The following is a 13,459-nucleotide window of genomic DNA, read 5'->3' on the forward strand; positions in this document are numbered from 1 at the left end:
ATGGCAAAGGAACTTACAGTGGCACTCATCCAATCCCATCTCATTTGGGAAAATCCTGAAAGCAACCGAGCGCTCTTCTCTGAACAAATTGATTCCATTTCGGATGATGTGGATGTCATCATTTTACCAGAGATGTTCACTACGGGTTTTACAATGCGTCCCCAAAATGTCCCTTTTGAAGAAAAATCCAAGACCATTGCGTGGATGCAGGAATGGGCCAGGAAAAAGGATGCTGCGATCGTGGGAAGTATTATAGACTCGGAAGAAGGTAAGTTTTATAACAGATTTTGGTTTGTAGCGCCGGAAGGAATGTCAACCTATGACAAAAAACATACGTTTACTTTAGCCGGGGAAGATAAAGTGTATCACGCAGGGACCTCCAAAGCAATTTTGGTATATAGGGGCTTCAAGATTTGCCCACTGATCTGTTACGACCTCCGGTTTCCGGTTTGGGCCAGAAATGTGGAGGGATATGATGTGCTTATTTACGTGGCCAATTGGCCCAAACCCCGGATAAGCGCCTGGGATACCTTACTAAAGGCCAGGGCCATTGAAAATATGGCCTATTGCATTGGGGTAAATCGTATTGGAAAGGATAGTTCGGGACATGAATATTCCGGACATTCGGCAGTTTACGATGTCCTGGGGAACCCATTGGCCTATTCGGAAAAAGACGAAATCCTATATGCCACCTTATCCAAGGAGCATATTGACACCTACCGCAATAAACTACGGTTTTTGGAAGACCGGGATGAATTCAGTTTGTTATGAGAAAGGTCTGCTCCATCTCCCAATTGGCGCGGACATCGATAATATCGGGGTAGTAACTTATCCGTTCCGGTTGTATTTGTTTTAGATAGTTTCCGGTGTCCCATTTGCCGTTACCGTTATCATCAAAAATGACCCGAATGCCATACTTTCCGGGCTCTAGGGTGTTGAATTGGAATGGTTTTGGTTCGGTTCCGATCTGTTCACGTTTAATTTCCCCGCGCTCATCCGTCAATTGCACCACAATGGGATAACGGATGTTGCCGCTAACGGTAAGTACCATATTTCCGAAATCCGTTCGTTTTTCAGTGGCAAGCCTCACTTCCAAAGTATCGTTCTCCATGCCAAAGAAATCCGCTATGGCCCCAGGTAAAAAAGTAAGGGCATACCCTTGTTCCTCCAAAAGCTCAAAGTCCACATCCACCCGATTTTCCAGGGTGTCCAAACGCGTTTTAAAGGGAATTGAAAGGGAATCCCTGTCCATAATGGCAATCTTGGTACTATCCACCAAAGCCAGGGGCGTATTTGCATTAATGTGAAACTGCTCCTCAAAACTGATCTTACCTCCATGGCTTGGGCTCAGCTTTAAACTATCCAAGGGCAATTTTCGGGTTTTTACGGTAAAGGTGTCGAGAACTTTATACGGTTCATTGGAAACCGTAAAAACAATGGAATCAATATCGGTGGGCGTCAACCAGTAATTTAAGGTGTCCTTGTCCTTTTCCTTTTTAATGATCGTTCTCACGGAGTCCGGTAATGGGGTAAGGGGTCTTATCCGCATACTGTCACTATTTCCGCTATACCCAAAAATAATTCTGTTTTTGGCAACATAACTGGGTACGGACGCGGCATAATCCGGTACTTCCTTAAAAAGATTCAATAGGAGCAATGTGTCCGTGGGCAGGGTAATGGTGTCATTGAGAAAGGCAATCTTATCTGCCCTTTGATCAAAAACATTGTTTCTGCCTTCATCTTTCACCCCAAAAATTCTGTACGTTCCGGCCTTTAGGTTTCTCAGCTGAAAGAAAGGAAGACTGTCCCCGGTATTGGCCAGATAATTGGGGGGATATTTATAAATGGTGGAGTCGTTGTAAACACTGTCAATTTCATATAGCATCACACTTACGAACTCATCCGGATTTCTATCAAAAGCATCCTTTACCACCCCGGAAAGGGAAAGGGAATCAATGACCTCCCCCGTAGAGAAAACATAGGTGAGAAAGCTGTTGGGATTACCTTCATTATTATCTACGATGCTCTGACCAAAATTAATGGTATAGGTAGTGTTTTCCCTAAGGGTATCCTTAAGGGTAATCTCAATGAATTTACTGGCTCCCCCCAAGGGTTTGATTTCCGGGATGTTTTTTAAGGGAGGAGATACAATTAACTGATTTTGAACATCTTGCAATTTAATGTATTCATCAAAATACAGTCTGATCTTTTGCGAATCAAAGTTGATGGAAAGATTTTCGGGCTCCGCCCTCAATAGCACGGGGGGGTCTATATCTTTGGGCCCTCCGGTTGGGTTGCCCCGTCTTGCACACTGCCAAAATGCCATAAGTGAAAGACCCAGGAAAATAATACTCAAAATCCGCTTTGCCAATTGCATAGAATCCAATTGTGGGGCAAAGAAACGATTTTTGAAACAATCTCAACGTTAAGTTCTGTTAAGGAACAACGGCCATGGTGGCAACGTACAGCTGTACATTGGAAATTTGAAGTAAAGTGGTCGCACAGGCCTCAATGGTTGCCCCGGTGGTGATGACATCATCTACCAATAACAGCTTTTTATGTTCAAGCCCCTTTGCGTTCTTCAGTACAAAAAGGTCCTGGTTGTTTTTCCAACGGGCCAGGCGGGACTTTTTGGTCTGCGTTTTGGTATTTTGGGTCTTGATCAAAACCGTATCCCTGTACTGGGCATTCAAATGGGAGGCCATTTTTTTCCCGAATAGTTCTACTTGGTTATAACCGCGTTTTTTCAACTTTTTGGGGTGGAGGGGTACTGGAATTACGGCATCGATCTGTAGGTCTTTTTCCCTGGCAATTTGGGACCCAAACCAGTTTCCGATAAAATCACCCACTTCATATTGATTTTTGTACTTCAAATAATGCAATAGATTTTTAACGATTCCATGCTTGGAAAAGAAAAGGAAGGAAGCCGCCTTCTCAATGGGCACACGGCCATAAAATATGCGGTCTACGGCATTTTCTTCGGTAAAATTATGACCGGTCATCGGCAAATCATGTCGACAAACGGTGCACAGGAGGTACTCTCCTCTGGATAATTGTACATTACATCCAAAACACACTGGTGGCAATAGGATGGAGTTAATATCGTTTATTATCTTTGACGGCCAGTTCATGAACAAATCTTATACCTGCAAAATCAGCCACTTATCTGATGGAATCCCAAGATACCACTTTCAACTATAAGATTATACTTGCGGCATTGGTGGCGGTAATTATTGCAATCCTTATTGCGTTCTATTATAGCTATGCCCAGTCCCAGAATGAGTTGGGATATCTGGAGGATGAAAAAAAGCTTTTGGTGAAGGATTTGACCTTGATGAAGGCAGAGGTGGACCGACTCTCTGGATTGAATGAAGTCAATGATATTGAACTACAGACCTCAAAATTTCGGATACAGCAATTATTGGATTCCGTTGGACAATTGAACTTTAACGTTATAAAGCTAAAAGAGGACCGAAAGGCATTACGGGTCTTGGAAGCTAGATTTGACAGTTTAAAATTGAAGAACAACTTTCTTCGTTACAACAACTCCCTGCTGACCCAGAAATATGAACGTACCATTAGGCAGATTGAGGAACTCCGTGGTAAGACCAGTACATTGGCACAGGCAGAGGCGCTGGCCAGGCAAAAGAACCAGGAATTGGCCAAGGAACTCAAGATAAAGAGCTATCTTAAAATGGAGAACTCCGAAGGAAGTGGTTTTCGACTTCGTGCGGGGAGGCCTTTAAAGACCAACAAAGCGGATGTCATTGAAAAACTAAGGGGATGCGCCACCATACAGGGCAATCCAAATGAGACCAACGAAATAAAGGTCATTTACCTTCAGTTTTTGAATCCGGATATGGCCGTGATCGAAGATAATGCCAATGTGGTTTCGGTTGGAGGGAATACCTACAGCAAAAGGGTTGAGGTGGTCTATTTGGGAAAAGAGGTCAGTTTTTGTGATGCGATTACCGTGCCGGAAGGGTCGCTTGAACCAGGAATCTATACCTTGAACATTTTTGAGGACCAACGCCTCCTTTCCTCTTCCGAATTTCAGTTGAAATAACAGGTTCTCTGAACGCTGGGTGCGCCGTTCAAAGGATAAAGGAACAGTGTAGTGGTGGTGTGTGGAAACCACAATTTTAAGCTCCTGATTTTTTTCGTTTTTAGATTTACCCTATTGTTTTACTTTTGCCCCTATGGCAAATCACGAAGACATTTTTAAAAAGGTCATCTCCCATGCAAAGGAGTATGGCTATATATTCCAATCCAGTGAAATTTATGATGGTCTGAGCGCCGTTTATGATTACGGTCAAAATGGGGCAGAGCTCAAAAAGAACATTCGGGAATATTGGTGGCAGGCCATGGTGCAGCTCAATGACAACATCGTTGGAATCGATGCCGCTATTTTTATGCATCCCACCACCTGGAAGGCCTCAGGTCACGTAGATGCCTTTAACGATCCCTTGATAGACAACAAGGATTCCAAAAAAAGATACCGTGCCGATGTATTGGTGGAGGACCATGTTGCCAAAATTGAAGCCAAAATCGATAAGGAAGTCATCAAAGCGGCCAAACGTTTTGGGGATGCCTTTGATAAGCAGCAGTTCCTTGCGACCAACCCACGTGTTTTGGGCTATCAGGAAAAAGCAGGGAACATTCTAAAACGACTTGGGAAGTCGTTGGAAAATGAGGATTTGGCCGATGTAAAAGCCTTGATTGAAGAATTGGGGATTGTCTGTCCGCTTTCGGGTTCCAAAAACTGGACGGATGTGAAGCAGTTCAATTTGATGTTCGGCACCAAATTGGGCTCCACCGCCGATAGTGCCATGGATTTATACCTACGTCCAGAAACGGCCCAGGGGATTTTTGTGAACTTTTTGAACGTGCAGAAAACCGGTCGCATGAAGATTCCCTTTGGCATTGCCCAAACGGGAAAAGCTTTTCGAAATGAAATCGTGGCCCGCCAATTTATTTTCCGGATGCGCGAGTTTGAACAGATGGAGATGCAATACTTCATCAAACCGGGCACCCAAAAGGAATGGTACGAAACCTGGAAGGAAAAACGAATGAAGTGGCACCTTTCTTTGGGCATGGGGGCCGATAATTACCGCTTCCATGACCATGAAAAATTGGCGCATTACGCGGATGCTGCCGCCGATATTGAATTTAAGTTCCCTTTTGGATTCAAGGAATTGGAAGGTATTCACTCCCGTACGGACTTTGATTTGGCCAACCATGAAAAATACTCCGGCAAAAAACTCCAATATTTTGACCCGGAGGAAAACAAGAGCTATGTGCCCTACGTGTTGGAAACGTCCATAGGTTTGGATCGTATGTTCTTGGCCGTATTCTCCAATTCGTTACAGGAAGAGGAATTGGAAAACAATACCACTCGGACCGTATTGAAACTGCCAGCGGTATTGGCCCCGACCAAGGCTGCCATTTTACCCTTGTTAAAACGTGATGGCCTTCCGGAAGTGGCCCAAAAATTGGTCGACGACCTAAAATGGGACTTTACTATAGCCTATGACGAAAAGGATGCCGTTGGGCGTCGTTACCGCCGTCAGGATGCAGCAGGAACACCCTTCTGCATTACCGTGGACCACCAGACTTTGGAAGATGACACCGTGACCATTCGCCATCGCGATACCATGGAACAGCAACGGGTCGCTATCTCGGCAGTTAAAGGGATCATCGCCAAGGAAGTGGACATGAAGGAGTGGTTGCAGCGGATTTGACCTAAGCTTTCCCAAAGCACATTTGGAGTGTTTTTTAGACCCAAATGGCCATTTCAAATTCCCTGTCGATTTCAAGATTCGATTTTGTTCTAATTTCGGCCTTAATGGGCAGTAAATAGGTTTCCATTTTGGTATCGAACCAAATGGCAGTGTCCCATTGGAGCTCCCCGATTTGTGCAATCGCCTTCATTCTTCCCCAACCTTCTTCCTGCCATTTCAAATGCTCCCGGATTTCTTTGGACATATCTTTAGGGAGGGAGACAAAATACCAACCTCCTGGCGGAGCGTGTTGCCACATTTTGGTTACAAAGGTGTAGTTGATCTTGCCGTCCATCTGTAGTGCATTTTAATCCTGCCTTTGACAGCAACCCTTAATTGGTGGGTGTTCCCTGGGTGTGTCGAAGCTAGTGCTGCAGTGAAAATACACTGTTTTTATTCGCTTTTCAAACCCGCTGTTTTGAAATGGGCAATAAAGCTTAAAATGATGGCCGAACCTGAAACCAGGGTCATCACCGTTCCCGGCACAAAACGCACGTATCCTCCCAAATCCATAAAAAGAAAATACCCCAAATCTGCCAATCCACCGACCAAGGCTGCCAAAAAGATGGCATTTTTACTCCCTTTCCAAACATAAAAGCAACAGATGAGGGTGGTGAGTCCAATCCAAAGAAGATTAAACCCGTGTTGACCAATTACCGCTCCGGCGGCATCCGGGTAATTTAGTTGTAGTACACTGGGATCGACCTTATCGGCGATACCACCAATTGCTCCGGCAATATCCCCACTAAGGATAAACTTGTCCGTCATAACCCCTGCAAAAATGTGTACGGCTCCCCAGATAAACCATAGGACTGCCGATATTTTTAAAAGAATGCTGGTTGTTTTCATTATCCAAACGTGATTTCGTTACGCCTTGACTATTGGGCACAAAGTTTATGGGCCCATAAACACCATGCATTACGATTTCATAAGAAATTAGGTATTTCTATTCTTATGTCGTTTGTTTTTTGCGGCGCTTAATGTTTCCGGGGTGACACCAAGATATGAGGCGATCATCCGTTGGGGCACTCGTTGGACGATACTGGGGTAGGTATGTACAAAATGTTCATACCGTTCAATTGCATTTGAACTGATGAGCATTAGGATCCTATTTTGAAGCACATGGAGTCTTTTGGTCAACGCTGCGATATTTTCCTTTTCCCTTTCCAAATCTTTGGGTAAAACGGTGACGATGGAGTCTTCGAGGGCATCAATAAATAAAACCGATGGAATTTTGGGATCGTTGGTGTCCGCAATGACCCAATTTTCTGGCGCGAACATGAAAATGTTTTCCCTACCATTTTTATCAATGGAATAGCTTCGGAGCAAACCGGATTTAACGTGGTAAACCTTGGTATGCAACTCACCACTGCGTTGTAGAATCTCCCCTTTTTTGACCTTTATTTCCTTCAAACCAATAGGATTGGGTGTCGCAGGATAGCAAATCCAGTCGTTTATGCGCTTGAAGTTAACGAAAAGTGGCTATTTGCTGACCCGTTAGACGGATAAATCAATGGCTCTTGTTGTGTTTAGTTTTACTCCCCAAGCATTTTTTTCATTTTCAGAAACTTACTGCTAAAGATACTAAGTCCTTCTTCACTTTTCACTTTGAAATAGGCATGTGAGATTAAGCGAAACATAAAATATATGATGGCAATAATCCAATTCGATTTAATAAAGATTAAACCAATAGCAATCACTATCCCAATAATGTTAAGGAACTGAGCGAAGTATTTCAAACGCTTCACGTAATCAGACTTTACTTGGAACCACTCATCATTATTTAGGGTCCCGATAATTCCAAAATTATTTGGAAAATGTTTTCTTTTCAATTCAAAACCAGTTGGTTTTATAAGTCCTTCGTAATGTCCATTTGATACAAGTGAGTGAAGAATCGCAATATTTTTAAGGGTTTTAGGTATGGAGTGCGTCATTTTTCCAATAGTCTCGTAATTTCCCTTTTGTTTGGCATCCATAACCACATTCCGATAATTCCTAAAAACAAAATCAAGAATGTATTGTTTGCCTTGGTTTTCTTTTGAATTGGCATTCTAGTCCAATTGAACCAAATGAAAATCCCTGAAATAATTAGACTAAGTGTCCAAATTATCCAATTTACCTTGTATTCAAAGTCCAGTTTATTCCACAATTTGGAATTCGTGAAAATTACAAACAAGTATCCTATTTGAATTATTGTAAGTACAATTAAAAGAATCCGCATTTTTTTTAAATCCGATTTCAGTTTTTTTGGATCTTGCACTAATATGCTCATCTAATATTGCACAGCCCAATTGGTGAAGCCTAAAATTACATACAACGTCGTGCTATATGAAGTCCAGCGAATTTTAAGGAAATATAGCAAAATCCATTCAACAATGTTATGCGAGTAAATTTTTTAAATAATCTCTTAAAATTATTCTTCAAGGGGTCCACACTAACGGACGTTTCCTTGAGAATTTTACGGTGTTGAGAATAAAATTTGTTGACCAGATTTCATATAGCGTCCTAATATGCTGCGTAGAAAAGCTGTGGCAGCGTATTTGATGGATAGGCCCTGAGTCCTACGGCGGTTGCGATTTGGCATGGCATATTGGGTGCAGTATAAATTACTTTCTAATTATTATTGCAAAAGTCACCGGATTACTATCGTTAATGTCATAAAATCGTATAAAATATTCAGTATTTCCATTTAAAATGATCTCAGCTCCTTCCGTATTGCTACTAGAACTGTTAACGGTTACTATTGGACGAGATGAGGTGCAAGAGGAAAATAATTGGAAACCTGCATCTGCATTAGCATTAAAACCAACTACAATGGTATATGAACCATAATTTGTAGTTTCAAAACGATACCACATTCCCCTATTACCATCAGAACCGTAACTTATAATATTATTAATATTCCAGTTTTGTTTATAATAAATAGTGTTTAAATGCAATTTATAGTCATCTGAAAAATCTGTATCTGAACAATTATCCCGAGGGGTACTATTTCCAACATCCACTTGTGGGTCTCCATTATTTGAACCTTGAACATTTATCGTAAACGTATCATTCCATGTGCCCTCACTGGAGTTTATTTGAATACTGAAGACAACCGTTGATGTTGGGTGGGAAGATGAAACCTGAAAGTCAAATGAACCTGAATTCCACTCCAAATCTCCTTGTGGCATATCGTCATATGTTCTATCATTATCAGAGATTGTAATATCTGGATCCGTTGTAGATATTATGGCCTCGATATTTGTTGCCGTAGCATTACCGTAATTTTCAAGTCTAATATCAAAATCAATGTCCTCACCAGCTTCTATAATTCCATTATTGTTGTTATCATTCTGTATGTCAAAGTCATAAAATCTTAAATTCGGTTGTCCAGTATTATTATTTATTCCATTTCCATTAATTGAAAGTGTGCCATTTCCACCATCTGCATTATGGTTTACCGTAACAGTACCACTATAAGATTGTACGTTGGTTGGTTGGAATGTAACTATAACATTTTGCGAACTTCCGGCATTTATATTTCCTGAATTCCAATTTGTTGAATAAACTCCACTTGGAAAGCTAATACTGGAAACATTAAAGATTTGATCCCCAGTATTTGATACAGTAAATGTTCGTTGGCTTGTTGTGCCAATTTCTGTGTCGGGAAAATTCAGGTCACCACTAATTGAAATAGTGGAAGAAGAATAATTTACACCGGTGCCCGTGACCTGGATTGAACTATTTGAACCGTTGGCATTATCTGCAGTGCTATCTACCGTAATGACTCCATTATAGGTCTGTTCTTGTGTGGGAGTAAATTGGATTTGAACATTAATATAACCATCCGGTTGGATTGTTGTACTCTGTCCATTTACTATTGAAAAGACACTATTTGAAGAAGTAATTTCCGTAATATTAAAACTTTCATTTCCGGTATTTGATATTGTTAGAGTTTGTTGGCTTGTTGCGCCAATTTCTGTGTCGGGAAAATTCAGGTCACCACTAATTGAAATAGTGGAAGAAGAATAATTTACACCAGTACCCGTGACCTGGATTGAACTATTTGAACCGTTGGCATTATCTGCAGTGCTATCTACCGTAATGACTCCATTATAGGTCTGTTCTTGTGTGGGAGTGAATTGGATTTGAACATTAATATAACCATCCGGTTGGATTGTTGTACTCTGTCCATTTACTATTGAAAAGGCACTATTTGAAGAAGTAATTTCCGTAATATTAAAACTTTCATTTCCGGTATTTGATATTGTTAGAGTTTGTTGGCTTGTTGCGCCAATTTCTGTGTCGGGAAAATTCAGGTCACCACTAATTGAAATAGTGGAAGAAGAAGAATTTACACCAGTACCCGTAACCTGGATTGAACTATTTGAACCGTTGGCATTATCTGCAGTGCTATCTACCGTAATGACTCCATTATAGGTCTGTTCTTGTGTGGGAGTAAATTGGATTTGAACATTAATATAACCATCCGGTTGGATTGTTGTACTCTGTCCATTTACTATTGAAAAGACACTATTTGAAGAAGTAATTTCCGTAATATTAAAACTTTCATTTCCGGTATTTAAAATAGTTAAAGTTTGAGTGCTTGAAGTATTTATTTGCACATTTTCAAAATTAATATCACCACTCAAACTAATAATGCTATTTCCTTGGGATTGTTCATTGAAAGCAATGTAAGCTTGGTCAATCACCACACCATCAAACAAATCATAATCTATCCAAATTGAACCGTCATTACCAAAATCACTGCCCCAAGAATTTAATACGTTGAATGAGTTTAATGAATCGTTCCAACCATAGATAACCATTGCGTGATATCCATTGGAATTACCTGACACAACATTCCAAACATCTTGATCATTAATATTACTAGGTTTAAAAAAACCTTCATATAAATGAGCAGCAATTACTACTGGATGATTATTTGATAAGGCAAGCTTAATTTGTTGTGTATTAATATATACTGTATTCCATTCAGTAATTTTATTTTGTTGAGCACTATTGATTTGTTGTTGATTGGGCATTAAATCACAATCATTAACATAATAGTTCATATCCAATAAACTACAAACCCCTTCATCCAACAACAAATCTAGTGCGTGTGATATGTGTGAACCCGAGAAACAATCACTAACTTTTATTTGATTATAAATATATGACGGACTACATACTGAATTGAAGTTGAGATTGCCATTTGTTTCGTAATTAAGATTAAATTCATTTTTTCTAAAAAAACTTTGCATACCATAGCCCACCGCCCAAGCAGTGCAAGATCCTTGAGAACCTTGATTTCTACTAGGTGGCATATCAAGTTCAAATTCAGGATCTAAAACCCCAGTGGTTGGGAATTGTGCCGAAGGAAAAGTATTATAATTTGAAGGATACTCCAATAAACCGGTTCCTTCTGTTATTTGTTGAAGTTCTATTGTCCTTAAATTGTTTGAAGTATTTGAGTCGTAGTATTTGTTCTGAAAATCTTGTTTAAAACCGATTGTCGCCACTACTTGTGTTGAGTCAGCGTTAAAGGTTATAATTTTTTCAACCTCACTTTCCAATGCATTTCCATAATTAAAAGTTAAAGCATCGTTTAATTTTTGTGTTAAATCATCATTATCTAACCAAAAAATCAAACTTTCTGATGAAGTGACTGATATATCTGTGGTAATAGTTTCTTGTACTTCCTCGTCTTCTTTACAACTATTTATTGCAAATTGTAGGGTAATGAATACGATTGGTAAGTAAATTTTTTTCACCTCTCTTTACTTTATATGTTCGGAATTTGGATAATTGTTTTTTGGATTTAAATTAAAACGAACATTGGGGTTTTTTGAATTGAAAAAATTAGCCTAGAAAAGAGTTGTTTTTTAGCTCAGTTCTTTATTTCCAGTGTTATTTGCTATTGAAGAGAGTGCTCTAAACTGCTCAGCTAAAAATCTTGAGGAGACAATGACCAGAAAACCGTAAACTGGCATCAGAATTATTTGAACAAAACCTGCTTTCATAAAACCTAGTCCAAGTTGTCCTGATAGATAATCGCCTTCACTACCCAAAATAAGTGTTGTTAATAAAGCAGTTAAAGATCCGACTATTCCTATCCATGTACCAAGCCATTCCCCTAAAGTTTGTATCAAGTGGGAAAAAACTGGAGTTGCTACAAATTCATCGCCTTTATTGGACACAGAAATTACTCTTGATTTTCTGTCCCACCATATTTGAAAGCTTATCCAACTTGCAAAAGCAACAATGAGCCATACAAAAAGAGATGCTATCACAAATTTGGATGGAGAATTAAAAATACCATTATCTAGTGCTTGGTAAAAAACATACAATGGCAATATTAAATTGATGATTGCTAATGATCCATAAAGCCAACTAAAAGGGTTACGATAAAAATGTCCATTGTCAATAAAAGATAAATAAGGGTTAATGAAAGTGAAGAATTTATTGTCTATACTATTTTCTGTATACTGTTTTTCTCTAGGATGATTTACACCTTCTATACCGCTTTGGAAAAACTCTTGATAATTATTGTGATTATTGATTTTTAAATATCTATTTATAAATTCGTCAATATCTGAATGATTGTATTTTGCACTGAATTCATTTTGTTTTTTCTCTATTGAATAGGTTATCTTAAATTTTCGTTTTCTAAGTTCGGCATTAGCAATTAGCACTATTCTTGGATCATATTTATGCCATAAATCGATGATTTTAATTAAGTCAGCACTTTTCATTTTTGAAACTTGACTTATTCTGATTGTTTTCATTTTTGATTTTTTATAGGTTTACCTACTCCAAAATTCTGTTGGCTTTTCGATTTATTTCCAACATCAACTTCATTGCCCTACCCGCTCACGCTTTGCCTTAATCTGCTTGGAAACCTGTTCCATCTCCCGGGGATCAATTTGTCGTGAGAGACTTGTCATCGCATCTGCATAGTAGGACTCAAGGACTTTCGCTACAGGATTATAAATTCCTATATCACTCAATATAGCTTCGTCAGTCAATTTCCCTTTTGCACCATCAAAAGTTAAGTTTCCATTGGTGGCAACTGATTTTCGGTCAAGGTCAACAGTTTTTTTCCAAAACTTCTCACCGTCTATGGGGTCAGTAGCAGTCAGGATAATTCTTCCTTTGTGATAAAAGGTGCCGCCAAGCTTATAACAGGTCTTACACATCATTTGCATTGCAAAGCTTGCCGATTTCTTACCAAAATCTCCTTGCTCACTTAAAATTTCTACCTCAATTTCAATAGCAAAATCACTGTTCAATTTATCCGTATAGACCATTTCATCCCGTGTTTTGTATGGTCCTTTAATCCTAAAGCCGTTGGCATTAAGACTTTCTTCAAAATCGTCTGCCATATTTCTTACAAAACTTTTATAGGGTTCAACAAGGTTGTTGTCTTCTCCATCCGAGAATACGGGGTCAATAATAGCTGCCGTCAAGCTACTTTCTGAGATTTGGGTTCGCTGTTCCGGTGTGTAGGTAAATTGTGGGTTGTACTTAGATGTTGCAATTTGTTTTGTGGTTCCACAAGCAGTAAGTAAAATACCCACCATGAATAAAGATGCTAGTTTTTTCATCATAAAAATTGGTTTTAAGTTTTACCCTCTGGCTTAGAAAGGGTGGTTTGTTTTGGGCTGCTTATGGACAAACATAAGAAATAAAATCTA

Annotated in this window: 12 protein-coding genes; 3 read left to right on the forward strand and 9 right to left on the reverse strand. The window is 39.6% G+C overall.

The genetic code is table 11. From position 1 onward, the window contains the following. On the forward strand, window positions 1-771 hold the full coding sequence (locus L0P88_RS11865; RefSeq protein WP_247134778.1) for an amidohydrolase: 771 nt from the start codon (window positions 1-3) through the stop codon (window positions 769-771). On the opposite strand, the gene L0P88_RS11870 is transcribed toward L0P88_RS11865, so the two are convergent. Continuing rightward, complete coding sequence (locus tag L0P88_RS11870; RefSeq protein WP_247134779.1) at window positions 758-2,377, reverse strand: Ig-like domain-containing protein; 1,620 nt, start codon at window positions 2,375-2,377, stop codon at window positions 758-760. The genes L0P88_RS11865 and L0P88_RS11870 overlap by 14 nt on opposite strands. A gap of 58 nt (window positions 2,378-2,435) precedes the next feature. Continuing rightward, a complete protein-coding gene (locus tag L0P88_RS11875; RefSeq protein ID WP_247134780.1) occupies window positions 2,436-3,002 on the reverse strand; it encodes a ComF family protein in 567 nt (188 codons plus the stop codon). A gap of 167 nt (window positions 3,003-3,169) precedes the next feature. Here L0P88_RS11875 and L0P88_RS11880 point away from each other — a divergent pair, with 167 nt between their 5' ends. Then, complete coding sequence (locus L0P88_RS11880; protein WP_247134781.1) at window positions 3,170-4,066, forward strand: hypothetical protein; 897 nt, start codon at window positions 3,170-3,172, stop codon at window positions 4,064-4,066. Window positions 4,067-4,199: 133 nt separating this feature from the next. Then, window positions 4,200-5,741 (forward strand): glycine--tRNA ligase, encoded by a 1,542-nt coding sequence (locus tag L0P88_RS11885; protein ID WP_247134782.1) that lies wholly within the window; start codon window positions 4,200-4,202, stop codon window positions 5,739-5,741. Window positions 5,742-5,775: 34 nt separating this feature from the next. Here the strand turns inward: L0P88_RS11885 and L0P88_RS11890 are convergent, their stop codons facing one another. The 7 genes from L0P88_RS11890 to L0P88_RS11920 all read right to left on the reverse strand — a co-directional run bounded on the left by L0P88_RS11890 (window position 5,776) and on the right by L0P88_RS11920 (window position 13,372). Further along, a complete protein-coding gene (locus tag L0P88_RS11890) occupies window positions 5,776-6,075 on the reverse strand; it encodes a DUF1905 domain-containing protein (protein WP_247134783.1) in 300 nt (99 codons plus the stop codon). A gap of 98 nt (window positions 6,076-6,173) precedes the next feature. Further along, window positions 6,174-6,629: a hypothetical protein gene (locus tag L0P88_RS11895; RefSeq protein ID WP_247134784.1), complete on the reverse strand. Its 456-nt coding sequence runs from the start codon at window positions 6,627-6,629 to the stop codon at window positions 6,174-6,176. Window positions 6,630-6,716: 87 nt separating this feature from the next. Further along, window positions 6,717-7,193, reverse strand: a complete 477-nt coding sequence (locus tag L0P88_RS11900) for a Crp/Fnr family transcriptional regulator (protein ID WP_247134785.1) — start codon at window positions 7,191-7,193, stop codon at window positions 6,717-6,719. Window positions 7,194-7,315: 122 nt separating this feature from the next. Then, window positions 7,316-7,756: a hypothetical protein gene (locus tag L0P88_RS11905; RefSeq protein ID WP_247134786.1), complete on the reverse strand. Its 441-nt coding sequence runs from the start codon at window positions 7,754-7,756 to the stop codon at window positions 7,316-7,318. Window positions 7,757-8,386: 630 nt separating this feature from the next. Next, entirely contained in the window at window positions 8,387-11,536 is a 3,150-nt protein-coding gene (locus L0P88_RS11910; RefSeq protein ID WP_247134787.1) for a choice-of-anchor D domain-containing protein, read from the reverse strand. A gap of 111 nt (window positions 11,537-11,647) precedes the next feature. Next, window positions 11,648-12,550 (reverse strand): hypothetical protein, encoded by a 903-nt coding sequence (locus L0P88_RS11915; protein WP_247134788.1) that lies wholly within the window; start codon window positions 12,548-12,550, stop codon window positions 11,648-11,650. A 69-nt stretch (window positions 12,551-12,619) separates the two neighbouring features. After that, window positions 12,620-13,372, reverse strand: a complete 753-nt coding sequence (locus L0P88_RS11920; protein WP_247134789.1) for a hypothetical protein — start codon at window positions 13,370-13,372, stop codon at window positions 12,620-12,622. Window positions 13,373-13,459: the final 87 nt, after the last annotated feature.

Origin of the sequence: Muricauda sp. SCSIO 64092 (genome assembly GCF_023016285.1) — a bacterium.
Lineage (GTDB): Bacteria > Bacteroidota > Bacteroidia > Flavobacteriales > Flavobacteriaceae > Croceivirga.